The organism is Alteromonas sp. HB246098 (assembly GCF_054890645.1).
Genome location: NZ_JBTZUG010000008.1, coordinates 82,297 through 100,774, shown reverse-complemented (window position 1 = coordinate 100,774; position 18,478 = coordinate 82,297). Strand labels below are relative to the sequence as shown.

Sequence of the window (18,478 nt, the reverse complement as noted above, 5' to 3'; positions counted from 1 at the left end):
AAAACGGAGAAAGCGAATGGCATCAGTTACTTTTCAAGGCAACACAGTTACAACTAAGGGGCAGTTACCAGAAGTAGGTACAGCTGCGCCAGACTTTACTCTAGTAAAGGCAGATTTGGGCGAAGTAACGCTGTCAGAACTTGCAGGGAAAAACGTAGTTTTGAATATCTTCCCTTCAATCGACACAGGCACTTGCGCGATGTCAGTGCGTAAATTTAACGAAGAAGCTGCAAAATTAGATAATACAACCGTTATCTGTGTGTCAGCAGACCTGCCGTTTGCTGCGGGCCGTTTCTGTGGCGCAGAAGGCATCGAAAACGTTCTTACAGGCTCTACCTTCCGCTCAACCTTTGGCGATGATTACGGTGTAACATTCGAATCAGCACCGTTAACAGGTTTACTGTCGCGCTCGGTTGTCGTTATCGATAGTGAAGGTAAAGTGGTTTATACAGAGCAAGTAGCAGAAACTACTGAAGAACCAAATTACGAGTCTGCTATTGCTGCGTTAAGCTAAGAAGGTCGCTTAGTCGTAAACAAAAACTGAATGTTTAATGTGAATCAACACATACCGTCTAGTTTTTAACTCGGTATCACAGGGCGCCCACTTATATGGGCGCTTTCCAGGAGGATGTAATGGCAACAGTATTGCTATCAATAGGCGAGCTAGCCAATGCAATGCAACAAAAGCCAGTTACGCTTGTAAGAGCGTTGATGGATGATCCCGTTTCAAAAACACCAGATACACGAACGGCAATGGTATTGCCTGCGTCAGTGGATTTTGATCTCGATAGCGAAGGAAGCGATCACACTACAGGTTTACCACACAGTATGCCATCAGCTGAAGACCTTGCTATTTATCTTGGTAATCAGGGCATAACAGCGAATACGCCCATAGCGGTATATGATACCCGAGGTATTTATTCTGCGCCTAGAGTGTGGTGGATGCTTAAAGCACTTGGCCATAAAGATGTATATATATTAAATGGTGGCCAACCTGCATGGGAGGGGGCTGGGCTTCCCGTTTCAGAACAACAGCAGTATGGGAAACTTACCTACCAAGCAACACCTCGACCTGGGTGGTTTGCAAACTCTAGCGCAGTGCTTCAAGCTATAAACACCGAAGCCCAATTGCTTGATGCGAGAAGTGCCCCGCGCTTTAAAGGCGAAATTTCGGAGCCTCGAGAGGGAGTGCGCTCAGGACACATGCCCGGCGCGTTCAATGTTCCTTTCGATACATTAGTAAAAGACGGCCATTTCTTACCTGTAGATGAACTTAATGCTGTTTTTGCACAAGCAAAAGTCGATTTACGTAAACCTATTATATGCACGTGTGGTTCAGGCGTTACCGCTTGTATCATTGGTGTTGCAGCTCTTATGTGCGGCGCTACGCAAGTCTCGGTATATGATGGTTCGTGGTCTGAATGGGGCGCTAATACTCAGTACCCTGTAGTTAAAGGCGTGTAAAAGCATAGAAGCCGTGAAGTGCTGAAATCATTTATGTGCGATGTATGCCTAAGCACGATATTATCGCGAATTACAAAATAAACTGAATCACTCGCTTTATTGGAACAGAGTAAAAATAACTTGATGTCAGCTAATCAACCCTTACCCAATATTGTTATTCTCACCGGTGCGGGCATCTCCGCTGAATCTGGGTTAAAAACGTTTCGCGATAATGACGGCCTTTGGGAAAATCACAGCGTTGAAGAAGTCGCTACACCCGAAGCGTTCGAACAAAACCCCAGCTTGGTTTATCGCTTCTATAACGCGCGGCGAGCACAGCTTCAACAAAATGATGTTTTGCCCAACGCAGCACACATGGCGCTTGCTAAACTCGAGAAAGCCTTCGGTCATAAGTTAACGTTGGTGACGCAAAATGTAGATGACTTACATGAGCGTGGGGGAAGTGAGTCGGTTTATCATATGCATGGTAAACTACTGTCGGCCCGCTGTTCTATTAGCCAGCAAACTTTTGATTGGCGTGAAAGCTTTGATCACACCACAAAATGCCCCTGCTGTAACAGAGTCACCCTACGACCGGATATCGTGTGGTTTGGCGAAATGCCTATGTATATGGAAGAAATATACGATGCGCTCTCACAGGCCGATGTATTTATAGCTATTGGTACATCGGGTAATGTGTATCCCGCTGCTGGCTTTGTTCAGATTGCTAAAGAAAATGGGGCACACACAATAGAAGCGAATTTAGAACCAGGTGTATCCAATGCCTTGTTTGACGAATCACTCACCGGTCCTGCCTCGCGTATAGTTCCGCAATGGGTTGATGAAATAATTTCAAAATATGCGCTGTAGGAGGCGCAAAACATGCAGTATATGAACGAATTTCTTACCATTGCATTGGTACATCTTGTGGCTGTTGCTAGCCCGGGACCTGACTTTGCGGTGGTTGTTCGAAACAGCGTTGCCTATGGTAGGCGTATAGCCATGTACACTAGTGTCGGTATTGGACTAGCAATCTTATTGCATGTTGCTTATTCGCTAGTAGGGCTAAGCGTGGTAATTGCTACTACGCCTTGGCTTTTTACCACTTTTAGCTACGCTGCTGCTGCTTATTTACTTTATCTTGCTTTCGGAGCGCTTAGAAGCGGCCCCGTAAAGCAGAAGCAGGATATAGATGCAGAAAAGAAGACATCACAAATCTCGGCAAAACGTGCCGTTTGGATGGGTTTTCTGACAAACGGACTCAATCCTAAAGCGACGTTGTTTTTCCTTTCACTTTTTACCGCCATCATCAGTATTGATACGCCATTTAGCGTAAAGCTTGGTTACGGTATCTACTTAGCATTTGCCACGGGGTTATGGTTTTGTTTTCTTTCCTTCCTTTTAAGTACCAGTAAAGTCGCCGAACTTATTGGCAAAAAAGGCTATTGGTTGGATAGGGCTATGGGCGTGCTTTTAGTCGGGTTAGCAGCTAAGTTGGTGTTGGGTTAACTTTTGTTTATTACACAAGCAGGCATTTATTTTTGTAAATTGGTATAATCGCGCCGATTTTTCCAAAAATATAAGAGAGTTGTGTGAAAGACGTAAACCCAGACCGCCTGAACAATACGTTGTCTAAACAGTATCAATTCGATACTAAAAGTCTTTTGCGCCGCGCTGCCGGTTTAACAAAAGCTAATTTTTCATCATTGTTTCAAGGTAGCCTTGTTTTATTCTTGACCTTTGTGATGCTTGGGGTAATTGCCCAACAGTACATTACCATCAATGACGACGGTAGCTATGTATTCGAGCACCAGTCTATTATCCAGATTGTGGCAATCTGCATTGTGGCGCCGTTACTTACGGGCTTATACATGATGGGCGTTTTTATAGCGCGAGGCGTAAAAACATCGGTATTTACGGTATTTCAGTTTTTCCCCCTTATATTTCTGGTTGCGTTAACCCAATTAGTTAGCAGTATTCTTGTGCAGTTAGGCATGATGTTGCTTATCTTACCAGGCGTGTATTTTTATCTAGCGTCGTCTTTTTCTCTTATGTTAGTGGCCGACAGAAAACTAACCCCAATAAGCGCAATTATTCTTTCATGCAGAGTATTCAACGCGTACTGGGCTCAAATTGCCAGTATCTTCGGTGTGCTCTTCTTACTGTTTGTTTCGGTACCACTGACGTTCGGGGTTTCCCTTATTTGGGTGTTACCTTTTTATTTTAGTATGATGGGATTGCTCTATCAGGAACTGATTGGCGAGCAAGGAGTGAGCACGGAAGCATCTGTAAATGATGTGAATGAGTCGAGCTTCGATGCATAAACGAGAAACCTTTAAAATTGTCCTTATAACGCTGGGGGTTTTGGCGGTCATTGTCATTAACGCCATTATTTTTACTAAGGACGAGCCAGATATTTTAGACATACCGCAAACGGTAGAGGCGAAAAAACCGGTGCCTGACTTCTCAGTCTATAGTGATGTAAAAGAAAAAAAAGAGGCTTTTTTTAACTATCTACGGCCCGAGGTAGAGAAGCAAAATGCTTACTTACTTACCTTAAGACATTATGTACAAACCTTGTATAGGAAGGCATTAGTCAACGAATCGCTTTCAGAAGATGACATGGCTAGGCTTGAATGGCTTGAAGAAGAGTATCGGGTAAAGTCTACACAGCCCTTAAAAACCAAACTATTGGCCTTACTGCAGAAAATTGATGTTTTACCTGAAGAGCTGGTACTTGTTCAGGCTGCGAATGAATCTGCATGGGGAACGAGCCGATTTGCAAGAAAGGGCTACAACTTTTTCGGTTTGTGGTGTTTTTCAAAAGGGTGCGGTTTCGTCCCAAATCGCCGAAATGCCGGCGCCTCACACGAAGTGGCTAAGTTTGATAGTCTGTCGCGAGCTACGTACACCTATATGCGTAACCTCAACAGACACGATGCCTATGCTGATTTACGAGAGATACGAAGCCGACTGAGAGCTAATCAATTACCCATTACTGGTGTTGCATTGGCTGAAGGGCTAATGAATTATTCCGAGCGAGGAGCCGCTTATGTTGAAGAGCTTCAAACAATGATCCTATTTAACGAGGAGTTTTTATCCGAATGATACGCGCTGCATTATTTCTTGCTTCATCTCTGTTTGTCGGTTTTGCTAGTACATCCGTAACGGCTGAAACGATAGATGTAGAGTACAGCCGTTTCTACAGCCATGTTAAAAAGCTAGATAACGAAGATACCCAAGCGCTTCAGTTTGCGTTTGGTTTTGTCCGAGTAGGTGAAGGGCGTTTATGCGAGGTTAACGGTGCATCTATCGTTACCGATAAGAAAACAATGCCATTAGAAGTTACAGATGAAGGACGTTTTACCGTACCCACTGAAAAAGCACTGAAATTGGCTAATGCACTGGTACGTATTGATTTAAACGAACGTGCGAACGTTTGTGATATGTCGGTGCAGCTTGAAACCAAGCCAGAATACCTTAAACAGTATTACAAAAAAGAAGAACTCAGTTTCTTGTATGAACAGTATGAAGCCTTTTTCAATGAAATGGGGAGCTTTTTGTCTTTTATGATGCCGTCGGTGAAGGGCTTAATGATTCAGTTCGAAGACAAAAATTTAGATTTCGTCACGCCGCAGGGTGTACAAATTAACAATGGTGTTTTGCATTTAGAGCAAGAGTGGATAAATGAGGCGAAAGGCTTAACGCTGCCTCAAGCGCCGCTGCGTGTAACAGCTATGGCGTCTAGTTAATCTACCTTTTGGACAATTAGGTATCAGGTTAGCAACTGATACCTAATTTGCTCAGCAACCCGCGCGATGGTTTCTTCGCCCTTTGCGCACAGTTCTTCCGCCCTATGAAACTCCATAATACCCACATCAGTAAGCTGAGGTTCGATAAGTATATCTGGCGGATCGCCGGCTAAACGTGAACGGGTAACGCGGGCTTGAAGTATCTCAAGTGAGCTACTCATTACGCTCATAATTCCTGGTGGGTTTCGCTTATTCACCTTTGCAGGAACTTCGGTAAATTCTTCTTCGACTTTTTCAATAACATCGGTCGCGATACTTTCTTCAGTCTTCACATCATCAGAAGCATTAACCTGAAGCTGCTCTTCATTTTCCTCTGATGCTTTGTCATCTTTACTGTCTGGCGAAAACCATTGACGCAATACGTTTTGGCTTTTAGTAAAAAAGTCTTCGGTTTTACGTTGGTTTTCTTCGTGATCTTGCCTTAACTTTTCTAATCGAAGCGGGCGAAAATCGGCGTTAAGATTAACTGCAATTACAAAGTCTGCGCCTAACTGTCGACACAGGTTAACCGGTACAGGGTTAACAACTGCGCCATCTACTAACCAGCGATCACCATGTGCCACGGGCGTAAAAAGTGCTGGGATAGCGCAAGATGCTTGAATGGTGTCGCCAATAGGACCTGAATTAAATACCACTTCACGTCCTGTATATAGGTCAGTCGCCACTGTTGCAAAGGGCTTAAGCATTTCTTCATACGAGGAAACACAAAACTCGCTAGCAAGCTTGTCAAAAACTTTTTGCCCGCTAGCAATGCCGCCTCGCCTGAGCCCTACACCCATAAGCGCGAGCACCTGCCAGTCGCTAAGCGAACAGGCCCATTCTTTTAAACCTTCTAGCTTGCCACTTGCGTAGGCAGCGCCAACATAAGCACCGATCGAGCAACCAGCTACAACGTCAATTTTAACGCCAAGCTTTTCCAACGCTTCAATTATACCAATGTGAGTCCAGCCCCTTGCGGCACCGGCACCTAACGCAAGTCCAATTTTCATTTACTTTGGTTCCATAATATTTACTACCTCGATAGCGTTATCTTCATCGTTAAGATCTGCACTATTTTCTGTAGTAAAAGAAGGTTCATCAAATCCGATATCACCATCTGCAACGGGGCCGTCTTGGGTGGCAATAGACTTAAAGTCATAAAGGTTACTGTCTACAAGGTGTGAAGGGGCCACGTTTTGAAGCGCGCGGAACATTGATTCAATACGACCTGGGAAACGGCGGTTCCAGTCTTGAAGCATTGCTTTGATACTCTGACGCTGTAGATTTTCCTGTGAACCACAAAGGTTACACGGAATTATTGGGAACTCAGCGGCTTGTGAATATTTCAAAATGTCCTTTTCGCTGCAGTAAGCTAGTGGACGAATAACAATATGTTCGCCGTTATCACTAACCAGTTTTGGTGGCATTGATTTTAGCTTACCACCATGAAACATATTTAAGAAGAAAGTTTCTAGCATGTCGTCACGATGGTGACCTAATGCAATTTTAGTCGCTCCTAACTCTTTCGCTGTACGGTACAAAATACCACGACGCAAACGAGAACAAAGCGAACAGGTCGTTTTCCCTTCAGGAATTTTGTCTTTAACAATAGAGTAGGTGTCTTCTTCTACAATCTTGTAGTCAACGCCAATGCTGTCTAAGTACTCGGGTAAGATATGTTCGGGAAAACCAGGTTGCTTTTGGTCAAGATTTACCGCAACAATATCAAAATGAATAGGCGCAATCTTCCTTAAAAACAATAGAATATCAAGCATGGTATAGCTGTCTTTACCGCCAGATAAACACACCATGACCTTGTCGTTGTTTTCAATCATACCGAAATCGCCAATGGCCTTACCCACGTTGCGACGAAGTCGTTTCTGAAGTTTGTTGAAGTTGTACTTTTGCTTACTTTGCTCGGCGTTTAACGTCGGCGCGTCAGCACTGCTTGTGCCTAAACTCATAATTAACTAGCTTGGTTTGTGATAAAGGCGCCATTATACATTAAAGCGCCTTTTCGAGACTATGGCTGTGTGGTTAAATTTATCGAGAAACGTTAAGTACTGATTAAAGCGTATGTGGCTAAGCCCCAGATTTTAACCGCTAAATGCGAGTTTTTTTATGAAAAGCGCCCATCGCCGACTCGCTATTTGTCGCCATTAAGTGTCTTGATATTTAAGCGCAATTAAGTCGTTAACTACACGGTTATCGGTGATTCAAATCCATCGGGCTTAATTGCTAATACGTCACAATTCAGTTCATCGATAACGTGTTCGGCAGTATTGCCAATAAGCGCTGCTGAAATACCCACCCGTCCCACTGTGCCTATTACAACTAACTCTGCATCGAGTGTTTTTGCTACTTGTGGGATAACTTTTTCAGGTAAGCCTTCTTTCACCACACATTTATTATCTGGAATACCGTATTTGAGTGCGTGACTACGCATTTCCTTCATATGATGGTTTTTTACCGCATCGTGATACGTGTCAGGGTCAAACTCCGGTACTTCGATGGCAATGTTGAGTGGTGTTGAAGGGTAGCTGTTGACTAAATTAACGTTACCTTTCAGCAAAGAGGCATAGTCATTCGCGATTAATGTAAGCTTGTCGTTTAGTGCAGCGTGTTCATCATCTTCGCTCCCTACGTTCACTGCAGCAATGATTTCACCGCCTTCTGGCCAATCATGTTCTTTCACGAGTAGAACAGGGCGAGGGCATTTGCGCATTAAGTGCCAGTCCGTAGGTGTAAAGATCACTGAGGCAAGGTCGTCATGTTTTTTAGTAGCTTTTACTACTAAGTCGATTTGGTTATTAAGGGCGTAATAAATAATCGACTCATAAGCACGGTTGTTCCACTCAACCACAATATCGGTCTCTGAAAAGCCTTGTTCTTTTAGCTGGGCAGATAGCCATTTGGCGTGTTCTTTTGTAACGGCATCGCGCATTGATTCACGTTCGTCGGGGCTAAGCATGGTTGTCATATCGTAAGACAAATCATATACCACCATCATAGCGGTAACCGTAGCGCCGGTTTTTGACGCAAGTTCATAGGCACGGCTTAGGGCAGGCTGGTTGTCGCGTTCCGCGTCCACCACGGCAAGAATTCGTTTACACTCAATCATAACGTCTCCTCAACTACAAAGCTTTGTATGGCTGTCGACATCGATATTTTTTCAAAACAGTTTATAAAAACCATTTACATTAACTATAAACGACATTTAAAAAAACGTGAGTTGTTTTGGATCAAGGCGTAAATAATTCGTTGATAAACAAAAAAGGCTACACTGAATTTTACGGGAGCTTCCACGCTCAATGGATGGATATTGTGTAACTCAGTGAGGGAATACAGTGAAACTTTAAAGATTAAAACTAAAAAGCGCGCATGTAGCGCGCTTAAGATAAAAGAAGAATAAATTAACCGTTACAAACTACACTAGGGCCATTTAACGCCTCTAGCTTGGTATTTAACCGATCAAAATCCAAAATAGAGATCAATTTTCCGTCTACCTTGATAATGTTTTCCTTCTGAAAACGACTTAATAGACGGCTAATGGTTTCTATCGTTAAGCCTAAATAGTTGCCGATTTCGTTTCGGGTCATAGTTAGGTGAAACTCTCTGTGCGAAAAGCCACGCTCTTCAAAACGCTGGGAAAGGTGTGATATAAAATACAGCAAACGCTCTTCAGCAGTACGCTTGTTTAAAAGCATGATCATGTCGTGATCTTGTTTTATCTCAGCGCTCATAAAGCTCATGATCTGATGGCGTAGTTTGGGAAATTGAACCGACATTTCATCAAGTGTGTCATAAGGCAGTTCACACACCATGGCGGTTTCTAGCGCAGAAGTGTAACTTTGATGCTTACTTTCACGCAGGGCATCAAAACCAATAATATCACCCGGGAAGTGGAAGCCGGTGATTTGCTCTTCACCTTCTTGGTTGGTTACAAATGACTTAAAAGAACCCGTTCTTACCGCAAAAAGGGAACGAAATTTATCGCCAGTTTGAATGAGCGTATCGCCTTTATGAAGCGGCTTTTTGCGCTCGATTATATCGTCAAGAGATTCAATTTCTGTTTTGTTTAGTGCAACGGGTAAACACAGGTGACTAAAGCTACAGTTTTGACAGTGAATAGAAAATTGGCTTCCTTTGCTCATAATGCATGCTCTTATAAAGACCCCACGACAATAATACACCTATTTTTAAACGATTGCGCCATGAATAAGATAGGCTGCATATATGGCCATTATTACTGCGATGATTTGTCTAATATGACTGTTTTGAAAACTACTAACAATATACTGACTGCCTGCACTTGCTGCGAGTAGCGTTGGCAAAGTACCTAAACCGAAGAAAAACATCACGGCGGCGCCTTGTACTGCATTGCCCGCAGCCAAAGACCAAGTAAGTGTTGAATACACTAATCCACAAGGTAACCAGCCCCAGATAAACCCATAAGGGATAGCGCTAAAAGGGGTTTTGAACGGTAAAAAACGCTTAGATAATGGCTGCAGTTTAGAAAACAATCCTTTTCCAGCGTTTTCCAATACCGTTAAACCCGTCCACCATTTACCTAAATAACAGGCTAGCAACAACAGCATAAGGCCGCTAAGCAAAGATAGGGCATAGTTGGCAAGGGGCACGTAGTCGGCGGCTATTTTTCCAAGCGCCCCAGTTAGCGCGCCAGCGATGGTGTAGCTTGCTATACGTCCTATATTGTAGGCTAGGGTATAGGGTAATGCTGAAGCACCTTTTGGTGACACCATTCTTAGCGCTGCCACTATACCCCCGCACATGCCCACGCAGTGAACACCGCCAGCTAAGCCGATAAGAAAGGCTGAGAAATAATTAATCCCCTCCATGCGACTCTTGGCTTTTATCTACTTTACTATCCTGAAATTGCTTGCGTTGCTCAGCGAGCTTTTTTTCCTCAGGCGGAAGGTCATCATCAAACAAAATACTGTAACCCTGACGGTCTAAATCTTCAAACTGATTGGTTTTAACCGCCCAGAAAAATATCACAATTGCCACAGCTACTATGATGATCGCGATTGGTATTAAAACGTAAATTATGCTCATACTATTTGCCCAGAAGTCGCGTAGAGTTTGTCACTACTATGATACTGCTTAATGACATTCCAACAACCGCCATCCACGGTGAAAGCAGGCCTGTTACGGCGAAGGGTAAGATCAGCACATTGTAACCTAACGACCAACCAATATTTTGTCTTATTTTTTGTTTCACTTGGTGTGAGGTTTTAATTAACTCTGGTACAGAAAGTAGCTGGTCGCCTAGCAATATCACGTCGGCAGCAGTCTTCGCAACATCTGTCGCATTACCTACTGCTATCGCTACATCGGCACTAGCAAGCACTGGCGCGTCATTAATACCATCGCCCATCATCATTACCTTGGTGCCCGATTGCTGCATAGCTTGAACCGCTTCGTATTTCTGTTCTGGGGTAAGACCCCCTTTAGCGGTGGAAATTGGTAAAGGTTTCGTTAGGGAGTCGACGTTTTTCTGTGTATCGCCGCTTAATACAGCTAGGGTATGACTTTTTGCCAATATATCGAGGGTTTCTTGGGTATCGTCACGCAGTGAGTCACGAACTTCAAAAGCCGCCATCATACGGCCTTTGACGGTAAGAAACACATTAGCCGAGGGGTAACCCTCGATAAATGATTGCTGAGATTCGTGAACACTGAATGCTGCTGAGCCCATGCAAAATAGTGTGTCATTAATTTCACCGCTAATTCCACCACCTGGCGTGACTGTAAAATTGGACACTTTGTGTATGGTGTTGCCGTTTGACGTTTTATCATCGCTAAAGGCCTTATTATCGCTAAAGGCCTTATTATCGCTAAAGGCCATATTATCGCTAAAGGCTTTATCCCCGCTAAAGGCTTTAGCAATAGGGTGCTCAGAGCGAGATTCAAGTGCGCGTGCAATGGAAAACGCGCTGTCGCTGTCTACGCCGTCAGCATACCAGGCGTTTGATATAGTGAACTTACCTTGTGTAAGCGTACCGGTTTTGTCGAGCGCGATAGTGTCAATGCCAGTTATTTGCTCAAGAGCATCGGCTCGCTTTAGCAAAATGCCTTGTCTGTTTAATTTCGCCATAGCGCAAGTGAGCGCTGATGGTGTGGCTAACCCTAAGGCGCAAGGGCAGGTTGCTACTAGCACCGAAATGGTGATCCAAAATGCATCAACACTGCCGTTATAGGCCCAAAAGGTGTAGGTTAACGCTGAAATCAGCAGTACCGCAGTTACAAAATATCGAGAAAAATTATCGGCTATTTGCGCGGCCTTGGGTTTGCTGGCCATCGCACTTGCTTGAAGCCTCACAATTTGATTTACCAGCGCATTTTTAAGTGTTTGCGTAACAGTAATGGTAAGGCTGCCATCCTGACATACGGTACCACCATATACAACGCTGTTGTTTGTCTTGCGCACAGGGTTAAATTCACCCGTTAGCATAGACTCATCAACCGCAGCGTTACCTTCTGTTACCAGCCCATCAATGGGAATTGTCTCACCGGGCTTAACTAGCACTACATCGTTCACTTTTAGTTGCTTTGCTAAGCATTCAGTAACGCTGCCATCTGGCATTAATTTAGTCGCTGACACAGGAACATACTGCATCATATTGGCAGAAATCTGCGCCGCTCTGTGTCGACTGCGATGTTCTAAGAATCGGCTAAGCAACAGCAGAAAAATGAACATACAAATGGATTCGAAATACACTTCGCCTTGTTCTAGCATGGTAGAGCGAATACCGGCAATATAGGTACCAAATATGGCAAGCGTAACAGGTACATCCATATTAACTGTTCGTGCGCTTAGCGCTTTAGCTGCACCGACATAGAAGGTGCTACCAGAATACAGTACAACCGGGGTGGTGAGTGTAAGGGCAACCCAGTAAAAATACTGTCGTGTTTCTAATTCGATGGCGCCAAACCAGTCAAAATAAAGACCCGTCATCAGCATCATAACCTGCATGGCCATAATACCTGCTAGCCCTAATTTCTTAAGGAAGGTTTTTTGCTCGCGTTTATAGCTGGCTTCGTGCTCATCAGGGTGAAATGGAGAGCCAATATAGCCGATGCTTTTCAGCGTAGAGAGAATTTGGCTAAGCTTAATTTGAAACGGTGACCAAGTAACTAAAGCCCGACGCTCTTGAACATTTACAGCTACTTGCTTAATGCCTTCAACTTTCGATAATTGCTTTTCAATAAGCCAGCCACAGGCAGCACATGTAATACCCTCAAGTGTCAGCTGAATTTGCTTATCTTGCCCTTCTTCAAACACAAACTCTTCCTGAAGGGAAGGGTCGTCATAGACTTTGAGTTTATCTAGTGTTTCTAAAATACCGTCATCAGATTTTTGTGCAGGTTCGGTCCTAAACTGGTAATAGTCTTCTAAACCATTGTTAACAATAGCTTCAGCTACCGCTAAACAACCTGGGCAACACATATCCCGATGTTGCCCCAATATGACAGTAGTGAATTTCCCATCGTCTGCGGCTGCTACAGGCAGCCCACAATGGTAACAATCGTGATTCGCCATTATGGATTGAACTTCATTTTACCAGTATGGGGTAGATAGACCGTGTTTTGAATTTTCCAGCTATCATCAATAGGTGTGAGCGATATGCGCCATTTACCGTCTAGGTTTTCTTCAATAAACCCGCGATAAATACCGTTAGCGTCGCGACTTAGTAAAACGCTGACATCACGCTCTTCAAGCGTAACGTGGTAAAAACTTAGTTTAACCGCGTTGCCTTCTTGTGGAATGCCTGAATGGAACTCTAGCGCTATGCTGCCATCTTCAATGGTTAAATCGGTGGTAATGTTCATGCGACGGGCTATCGCTTCTTTGTCCAGGCGGGCATTAATTGCTTTACCTTCTTTGTAGTAATCGTCTACAACAAGGCTATCTTCAGTAGAAATAGCAAGGTTTAACAACACGCCGCCCATGATCAGGGTAATGATAGGTACGGCAATTAAAAACCAGGGCCAGAATTCTTTATACCAGGGTCTATTCATTTAATTATTTACTCGTCTTTACTTCACTAGCAAGGTCGCTAACAACATATCTATTATTACTAGTGGACAGCCGTATTCGAACTGCATAATAACGATAAATATGGTGTTGGTAATTCTCACCTACAGCCCACTAAATTTGTACGTAATGGCACTGTCTATATGGCTGTATTTTCTCATAAAAAAAGCCCCGTAGTAACGAGGCTTTTTAAGATATTTAATGATTTAAATCATTAATCATTTGAAAGGCTGTATACATACGCTGCAACAACGTGAATTTTGTCATCACCCAAGGTTTTCTTGAATGAAGGCATTACACCGTTACGACCGTAAGTAAGCGTTTCTGTTACCGCTCTGTGGCTGCCGCCGTATAGCCAGATATTGTCAGTAAGGTTTGGTGCACCAAGTGCTTGGTTACCTTTACCGTCCATACCGTGACAAGCCGCACACGCTGCGAAACGCGCTTTACCTGCTTTAGCTAGCTGTGGGTCCACATCGCGACCGCTTAAACTAAGAACGTAGTTAACCACTTCTTCGATACCGTCTTCACCCATAGCATCTAGCCATGCTGGCATAGCTGCTTTACGACCAAGCGTAAGAGTTTCAACGATTTTCGCACCTGAACCACCGTACAACCAATCGTTGTCCGTTAGGTTAGGGAAGCCGCCATTCTGACCACGTGCATCTGAACCGTGACACTGAGAGCAGTTCTGTAGGAATAAACGCTGACCTACTTTGTTTGCTTCTGGGTCTTTCGCCAGTTCTTCAACAGGAACTTGTGCATACGCTTCGAAGATCGGGTCGAACTTCTCAGCAGCAAAATCAAGCTCACGGTCATATTCTACTAGGTAGCCTTGCTCTTTTGCGTCAATACGCGCTTGAGCAGACTCTTCTAGCGACTGGATATTTTGGTTAGAACTCTTCCAACCCCAAATACCTTCGTACGCACCTAGGCCAGGATAAAGCGCTAGGTATATAAAGCCCCAAACGATGGTCATGTAGAACATAATTGTCCACCAGCGAGGTAGTTGGTTATTCAACTCCTCAATACCATCAAATTCGTGGCCCATTGACTCACCTTCAGCGACGCCAGTCTTGTTAGACAGGCACCAGCGAAGAAGGAAGTAGCAACCAATGATCAACCCTAGGGTTATCACTGAAATCCAAATTGTCCAAAACATACTCATGAGTTCGAGACTCCTGCTAATCTTCTTTTGATTTTTCTTTTTCTTCGTCTGCAAACGGTAAGTTTGCTGCTTCGTCGAATTTCTTCTTGTTGCGGCCGCTAAACGCCCACCACACGACGCCGATGAAGCTTACAAAGACGATGACAGTAAAAATGCTGCCTACAATTCCCTGGTCCATATTATTTCAAATGTGTGCCAAGAGACTGTAGATAAGCAATAAGGGCTTGCATTTCCGTTTTACCCTGTACTGCCGCTTTCGCACCCGCAATATCTTCGTCGGTATACGGAACACCAAATCCACGGAATACTTCCATTTTTTCAGCTGTTAACTCGCCATCAAGCGTGTTTTCCGCAAGCCAAGGGAAACCTGGCATATTCGACTCTGGTACTACGTTACGAGGATTAAGCAGGTGAACTCGGTGCCATTCATCGCTGTAACGACCACCAACACGTGCTAGGTCAGGACCAGTACGCTTAGAGCCCCATAGGAAAGGGTGCTCCCATACTGACTCACCTGCTACGCTGTAGTGACCATAACGCTCTGTTTCTGCGCGGAATGGGCGAATCATCTGGCTGTGACAACCTACACAACCTTCACGGATGTAAATATCACGACCTTCTAGCTCGAGCGCTGTATATGGACGTAGGCCTGTTACTGGTTCCATTACTTGCTGTTGAAACATCAACGGCGTAATTTGAACCATGGCACCGAAGCTGATAGCGATAAGGATTAATACCGTTAACAGACCGACGTTCTTTTCAATTAACTCATGTGCGTTTTTCATTATTCGTCTCCTTTACTACGCTGGCTGAGTCGCTGGGTCTGCAGCGATACTGCCTTTAGGTGCACGAACGGTTTTCCATGTGTTGTATGCCATAACAAGCATACCTGCTACCACGAAACAACCACCAATGAAACGAACCACATAGAAAGGCTTAGACGCTTCCAATGACTCAACAAAACTGTAGGTTAACGTACCGTCAGCATTTACTGCGCGCCACATTAGACCCTGTAGCACACCAGACATCCACATTGCTACGATGTATAAAACAACACCGATAGTTGCGAACCAGAAGTGTACGTTAACTAGCTTGGTGCTATACATAGCGCGCTGACCGAATAGCACTGGAATTAAGTGGTAAATTGAACCAATTGAAACCATTGCAACCCAACCTAGTGCACCAGAGTGTACGTGACCAATTGTCCAGTCAGTGTAGTGTGATAGTGCGTTAACGGTCTTAATTGCCATCATTGGGCCTTCGAAGGTAGACATACCGTAGAAAGACAACGAAACAATAAGGAAACGCAATACTGGGTCGGTGCGAAGTTTATGCCACGCGCCAGATAGCGTCATAATACCGTTAATCATACCACCCCAAGATGGAACGAATAGGATAATAGACATCACCATACCTAGTGACTGAGTCCAGTCGGGTAGGGCAGTGTAGTGAAGGTGGTGAGGACCAGCCCAGATATACAGAGAGATCAGTGCCCAGAAGTGAACAATTGAAAGTCTGTATGAATAAACCGGGCGACCAGCTTGCTTAGGTACGAAGTAGTACATCATACCAAGGAAGCCCGCAGTTAGGAAAAAGCCTACCGCGTTATGGCCGTACCACCACTGCATCATGGCGTCTACTGCGCCCGCATACAGTGAATACGATTTAGTGAAAGATACCGGAATAGCCATGCTGTTGCCAATATGAAGAATTGCAACAGTTAACATGAACGCGCCTAAGAACCAGTTTGCAACATAGATGTGCGAAACTTTACGGATTACTAGGGTTCCGAAGAAGTTGATGATATAAGCGACCCAAACCAGTGCCAAAAGGATATCAATTGGCCATTCTAGTTCAGCGTATTCTTTCGAGCTAGTTAAACCCATAGGCAGGGTGATAACTGCTAAAACGATTACGGCTTGCCAACCCCAAAAGGTAAATGCGGCAAGTTTGTCACTGAACAGTCTTACCTGGCAGGTACGCTGAACGATGTAGTACGACGTTGCAAATAGCGCACAGCCGCCGAAGGCAAAAATAACGGCATTAGTGTGCAACGGACGCAAACGTGAGAATGTTAGCCATGGTGTGTCAAAGTTAAGCATAGGTGCAAATAATTGCGCGGCAATAAATACCCCTAGGCCCATACCAATGATACCCCAGACTATGGTCATGATGGTAAATTGCCTAACTACTTTATAATTGTAGTCAGGTTGTGCTTGGCTTATTTCACTCATTTTAATGAATCTTCCACTTCAAATGAACTATGGTCTCCAACTGCCGGAATAGTACGGTCGAGACGTGTATCAGCTAAGGAATAACGCTTCACACCGAGCTCGGAAAGAGTAATAATTATTGTCTCCAAGCCAGTTGGTACGCGGATGATAAGGTTTTTAATTACAAAAAGATACCATAAACTACGTAAGCTTGATCTCCATCAATGAAGAAATACACAAAATTTAAGAAATGCTAAATAACGATAACAATAAACGATCAAAAATTTTACATTCGCAGCTGCCGCTAGTGGCTATTATTATCGTAGCTGTGTGTGTATACCTTGCACATAAATTCCAGTCTTCAGTGTTAAAAGACACGAGCGTAGTTAATGGAATAGGAAACAGCTGCAACTTTGTCAATGAAACTTGCGAATTCTTAATTGATGACAAGTTGGCAATTGCCACATTTTCTACCATGCCTGAAGCCGAAGAGTCGGTAACGGTTAAGCTTTTAGTTCCCGAGGGCGAGGTAATAGAAAGCGCGTGGATTGAAGGCGTAAACATGTATATGGGCAAAATTCCCGTGCTGTTAGATAACGACGGTCAAGGAAAGTGGTCGGGTTGGTTTATGTTAGGCAGTTGTAGTGAGCCAGTGATGAAATGGCAGCTACGTCTAAATATTAAAGATAAAGAAAGCCCCAGCTATTTGTATTTTGTTACACAGTAGTAACTGTATTAAAAGCAATAAGACTCTCCCTAAAGAAAGGGGAGTAAACACGCAAAAAAGGCCGCTCTTTATTTAAGAGCGGCCTTTTATTAATTACCTGTAAATTGTAGCGTGAACGCTATTTTTTACATTTGCGACTGCAAATAGTTTTGAAGCCCTAGACGCTTGATAAGACCCAGCTGCTGTTCTAGCCAGTGTGCATGGTCCATCTCTGTATCGTCTAATAAAACAATAAGCATGTCCCGGGTAACATAGTCTTTCTCAGTTTCGCAAAGTGCGATAACTTCGCGCAGCTTTGCGTCAACTTCATATTCTACACGCAAATCGCTCTCAAGCATTTCAGGTACGTCTTTACCTACTTTAAAGCCTGTACGCTTTGTCATATCAGGCGTACCTTCTAAAAACAGCATGCGTTCAATTAGCTTAGTGGCGTGACCGCGTTCATCGTCAAATTCATGATCAATGCGTTCATAAAGTTTATTCAAACCCCAATCTAGATACATCTGAGAGTGAATGAAATACTGATCCATGGCGGCTAGCTCGTAAGAGAGTAGTTCATTTAAGCCATTAATAATTGCCTGGTTACCTTTCATTAGTCATCTCCCATTACTTGCGCTTGTAGGTAATTTTCAATACCCATTGCATCAATTTGGTATTCTTGCGTTTCAATCCAGTCCAGGTGCTCTTCTTCGTATTCAAGAAGGTCTTCAAGAAGATCACGAGAAACGTAATCTTGTTTCTCTTCGCACAACGCGATGGCTTCGCGAAGTAGTGGAAGCTGCTCTTTTTGAAAACGCGCATCACATGACAGCATTTCAACGGTATCTTCACCGATATATAGCTTGCCTAATGCTTGGAGGTTAGGAAGGCCTTCAAGAAATAAAATGCGCTCGATGAGATCGTCCGCTTGTTTCATGTCTTTGATAGACTTCTTATAATTCTTTTCGTTAAGTTCAGAAAAACCCCAGTTTTTGAACATACGAGCGTGCAGAAAGTATTGATTTATCGAAGTAAGTTCACTTGTCAGTACTTCGTTCAATTTCGCAACAACTTGTTTATCACCTTGCATTGTGTAAA

22 protein-coding genes are annotated in these 18,478 nt (G+C 43.8%); 8 read left to right on the top strand and 14 right to left on the bottom strand.

Going from position 1 to position 18,478, the window contains the following annotated elements; translation table 11 throughout:
- Positions 1-16: 16 nt before the first annotated feature.
- The 7 genes from tpx (at position 17) to ACYTPF_RS16075 (ending at position 5,195) form a co-directional block, all read left to right on the top strand.
- Positions 17-514, top strand: coding sequence for a thiol peroxidase (gene tpx / locus ACYTPF_RS16105; protein WP_461852920.1), 498 nt, complete (start codon positions 17-19; stop codon positions 512-514).
- A gap of 119 nt (positions 515-633) precedes the next feature.
- A complete protein-coding gene (locus tag ACYTPF_RS16100) occupies positions 634-1,464 on the top strand; it encodes a sulfurtransferase (RefSeq protein WP_461852919.1) in 831 nt (276 codons plus the stop codon).
- Between the two features lie 123 nt (positions 1,465-1,587).
- Entirely contained in the window at positions 1,588-2,313 is a 726-nt protein-coding gene (gene cobB / locus ACYTPF_RS16095; protein WP_461852918.1) for a Sir2 family NAD+-dependent deacetylase, read from the top strand.
- Between the two features lie 12 nt (positions 2,314-2,325).
- Positions 2,326-2,952, top strand: a complete 627-nt coding sequence (locus ACYTPF_RS16090; RefSeq protein WP_179983511.1) for a LysE family translocator — start codon at positions 2,326-2,328, stop codon at positions 2,950-2,952.
- A gap of 83 nt (positions 2,953-3,035) precedes the next feature.
- A complete protein-coding gene (locus ACYTPF_RS16085) occupies positions 3,036-3,767 on the top strand; it encodes a YciC family protein (protein ID WP_461852917.1) in 732 nt (243 codons plus the stop codon).
- Complete coding sequence (locus tag ACYTPF_RS16080) at positions 3,760-4,551, top strand: glucosaminidase domain-containing protein (protein ID WP_179983509.1); 792 nt, start codon at positions 3,760-3,762, stop codon at positions 4,549-4,551. Before ACYTPF_RS16085 ends, ACYTPF_RS16080 begins: the two co-directional genes overlap by 8 nt.
- Positions 4,548-5,195 (top strand): DUF2987 domain-containing protein, encoded by a 648-nt coding sequence (locus tag ACYTPF_RS16075; RefSeq protein ID WP_179983508.1) that lies wholly within the window; start codon positions 4,548-4,550, stop codon positions 5,193-5,195. Before ACYTPF_RS16080 ends, ACYTPF_RS16075 begins: the two co-directional genes overlap by 4 nt.
- A 23-nt stretch (positions 5,196-5,218) precedes the next feature.
- Here ACYTPF_RS16075 and ACYTPF_RS16070 read toward each other — a convergent pair whose 3' ends face one another.
- The 12 genes from ACYTPF_RS16070 to ccoN form a co-directional block, all read right to left on the bottom strand.
- Positions 5,219-6,244 (bottom strand): patatin-like phospholipase family protein, encoded by a 1,026-nt coding sequence (locus ACYTPF_RS16070; protein ID WP_179983507.1) that lies wholly within the window; start codon positions 6,242-6,244, stop codon positions 5,219-5,221.
- Entirely contained in the window at positions 6,245-7,198 is a 954-nt protein-coding gene (ttcA, locus tag ACYTPF_RS16065; protein WP_461852916.1) for a tRNA 2-thiocytidine(32) synthetase TtcA, read from the bottom strand. It lies immediately after the preceding gene.
- A 233-nt stretch (positions 7,199-7,431) separates the two neighbouring features.
- Positions 7,432-8,355 (bottom strand): universal stress protein UspE, encoded by a 924-nt coding sequence (gene uspE, locus ACYTPF_RS16060; protein ID WP_179983505.1) that lies wholly within the window; start codon positions 8,353-8,355, stop codon positions 7,432-7,434.
- 292 nt (positions 8,356-8,647) lie between these two features.
- Entirely contained in the window at positions 8,648-9,388 is a 741-nt protein-coding gene (fnr, locus tag ACYTPF_RS16055; protein ID WP_179983504.1) for a fumarate/nitrate reduction transcriptional regulator Fnr, read from the bottom strand.
- A 45-nt stretch (positions 9,389-9,433) separates the two neighbouring features.
- The gene (locus ACYTPF_RS16050) at positions 9,434-10,093 is read right to left on the bottom strand and encodes a sulfite exporter TauE/SafE family protein (protein WP_461852915.1); all 660 of its coding nucleotides are present in this window, start codon (positions 10,091-10,093) and stop codon (positions 9,434-9,436) included.
- Positions 10,080-10,310 carry a cbb3-type cytochrome oxidase assembly protein CcoS gene (gene ccoS, locus ACYTPF_RS16045; RefSeq protein ID WP_179983502.1) on the bottom strand — a complete coding sequence of 77 codons (231 nt, stop codon included), beginning with the start codon at positions 10,308-10,310 and terminating at the stop codon, positions 10,080-10,082. Before ccoS ends, ACYTPF_RS16050 begins: the two co-directional genes overlap by 14 nt.
- Before the next feature lies 1 nt (position 10,311).
- Entirely contained in the window at positions 10,312-12,798 is a 2,487-nt protein-coding gene (locus ACYTPF_RS16040) for a heavy metal translocating P-type ATPase (RefSeq protein WP_461852914.1), read from the bottom strand.
- Complete coding sequence (locus ACYTPF_RS16035) at positions 12,798-13,277, bottom strand: FixH family protein (RefSeq protein WP_461852913.1); 480 nt, start codon at positions 13,275-13,277, stop codon at positions 12,798-12,800. The genes ACYTPF_RS16040 and ACYTPF_RS16035 overlap by 1 nt, the downstream gene beginning before the upstream one ends.
- Before the next feature lie 230 nt (positions 13,278-13,507).
- On the bottom strand, positions 13,508-14,461 hold the full coding sequence (gene ccoP, locus ACYTPF_RS16030) for a cytochrome-c oxidase, cbb3-type subunit III (RefSeq protein ID WP_461852912.1): 954 nt from the start codon (positions 14,459-14,461) through the stop codon (positions 13,508-13,510).
- A gap of 16 nt (positions 14,462-14,477) precedes the next feature.
- Positions 14,478-14,639, bottom strand: a complete 162-nt coding sequence (locus tag ACYTPF_RS16025) for a cbb3-type cytochrome oxidase subunit 3 (RefSeq protein ID WP_012518547.1) — start codon at positions 14,637-14,639, stop codon at positions 14,478-14,480.
- A gap of 1 nt (position 14,640) precedes the next feature.
- Positions 14,641-15,246: a cytochrome-c oxidase, cbb3-type subunit II gene (gene ccoO / locus ACYTPF_RS16020; protein ID WP_118494702.1), complete on the bottom strand. Its 606-nt coding sequence runs from the start codon at positions 15,244-15,246 to the stop codon at positions 14,641-14,643.
- A 15-nt stretch (positions 15,247-15,261) separates the two neighbouring features.
- Entirely contained in the window at positions 15,262-16,695 is a 1,434-nt protein-coding gene (gene ccoN / locus ACYTPF_RS16015) for a cytochrome-c oxidase, cbb3-type subunit I (protein ID WP_014949589.1), read from the bottom strand.
- A gap of 229 nt (positions 16,696-16,924) precedes the next feature.
- Between ccoN and ACYTPF_RS16010 the strand changes: the two genes are divergently transcribed.
- Positions 16,925-17,401, top strand: a complete 477-nt coding sequence (locus ACYTPF_RS16010; RefSeq protein ID WP_461852911.1) for a hypothetical protein — start codon at positions 16,925-16,927, stop codon at positions 17,399-17,401.
- Positions 17,402-17,526: 125 nt separating this feature from the next.
- Here ACYTPF_RS16010 and bfr (ACYTPF_RS16005) read toward each other — a convergent pair whose 3' ends face one another.
- Together bfr (ACYTPF_RS16005) and bfr (ACYTPF_RS16000) are read right to left on the bottom strand one after the other, a co-directional pair.
- A complete protein-coding gene (gene bfr / locus ACYTPF_RS16005; protein WP_014979359.1) occupies positions 17,527-17,994 on the bottom strand; it encodes a bacterioferritin in 468 nt (155 codons plus the stop codon).
- The gene (gene bfr / locus ACYTPF_RS16000; protein ID WP_014949586.1) at positions 17,994-18,470 is read right to left on the bottom strand and encodes a bacterioferritin; all 477 of its coding nucleotides are present in this window, start codon (positions 18,468-18,470) and stop codon (positions 17,994-17,996) included. The genes bfr (ACYTPF_RS16005) and bfr (ACYTPF_RS16000) overlap by 1 nt, the downstream gene beginning before the upstream one ends.
- Positions 18,471-18,478: the final 8 nt, after the last annotated feature.

Coding starts and splice junctions, on each gene's coding strand:
- tpx (WP_461852920.1), top strand. CDS start 17: ATGGCATCAGTTACTTTTCAAGGCAACACAGTTACAACTAAGGGGCAG.
- ACYTPF_RS16100 (WP_461852919.1), top strand. CDS start 634: ATGGCAACAGTATTGCTATCAATAGGCGAGCTAGCCAATGCAATGCAA.
- cobB (WP_461852918.1), top strand. CDS start 1,588: ATGTCAGCTAATCAACCCTTACCCAATATTGTTATTCTCACCGGTGCG.
- ACYTPF_RS16090 (WP_179983511.1), top strand. CDS start 2,326: ATGCAGTATATGAACGAATTTCTTACCATTGCATTGGTACATCTTGTG.
- ACYTPF_RS16080 (WP_179983509.1), top strand. CDS start 3,760: ATGCATAAACGAGAAACCTTTAAAATTGTCCTTATAACGCTGGGGGTT.
- ACYTPF_RS16075 (WP_179983508.1), top strand. CDS start 4,548: ATGATACGCGCTGCATTATTTCTTGCTTCATCTCTGTTTGTCGGTTTT.
- ACYTPF_RS16070 (WP_179983507.1), bottom strand. CDS start 6,244: ATGAAAATTGGACTTGCGTTAGGTGCCGGTGCCGCAAGGGGCTGGACT.
- ttcA (WP_461852916.1), bottom strand. CDS start 7,198: ATGAGTTTAGGCACAAGCAGTGCTGACGCGCCGACGTTAAACGCCGAG.
- uspE (WP_179983505.1), bottom strand. CDS start 8,355: ATGATTGAGTGTAAACGAATTCTTGCCGTGGTGGACGCGGAACGCGAC.
- fnr (WP_179983504.1), bottom strand. CDS start 9,388: ATGAGCAAAGGAAGCCAATTTTCTATTCACTGTCAAAACTGTAGCTTT.
- ACYTPF_RS16050 (WP_461852915.1), bottom strand. CDS start 10,093: ATGGAGGGGATTAATTATTTCTCAGCCTTTCTTATCGGCTTAGCTGGC.
- ccoS (WP_179983502.1), bottom strand. CDS start 10,310: ATGAGCATAATTTACGTTTTAATACCAATCGCGATCATCATAGTAGCT.
- ACYTPF_RS16040 (WP_461852914.1), bottom strand. CDS start 12,798: ATGGCGAATCACGATTGTTACCATTGTGGGCTGCCTGTAGCAGCCGCA.
- ACYTPF_RS16035 (WP_461852913.1), bottom strand. CDS start 13,277: ATGAATAGACCCTGGTATAAAGAATTCTGGCCCTGGTTTTTAATTGCC.
- ccoP (WP_461852912.1), bottom strand. CDS start 14,461: ATGAGTATGTTTTGGACAATTTGGATTTCAGTGATAACCCTAGGGTTG.
- ACYTPF_RS16025 (WP_012518547.1), bottom strand. CDS start 14,639: ATGGACCAGGGAATTGTAGGCAGCATTTTTACTGTCATCGTCTTTGTA.
- ccoO (WP_118494702.1), bottom strand. CDS start 15,246: ATGAAAAACGCACATGAGTTAATTGAAAAGAACGTCGGTCTGTTAACG.
- ccoN (WP_014949589.1), bottom strand. CDS start 16,695: ATGAGTGAAATAAGCCAAGCACAACCTGACTACAATTATAAAGTAGTT.
- ACYTPF_RS16010 (WP_461852911.1), top strand. CDS start 16,925: ATGCTAAATAACGATAACAATAAACGATCAAAAATTTTACATTCGCAG.
- bfr (WP_014979359.1), bottom strand. CDS start 17,994: ATGAAAGGTAACCAGGCAATTATTAATGGCTTAAATGAACTACTCTCT.
- bfr (WP_014949586.1), bottom strand. CDS start 18,470: ATGCAAGGTGATAAACAAGTTGTTGCGAAATTGAACGAAGTACTGACA.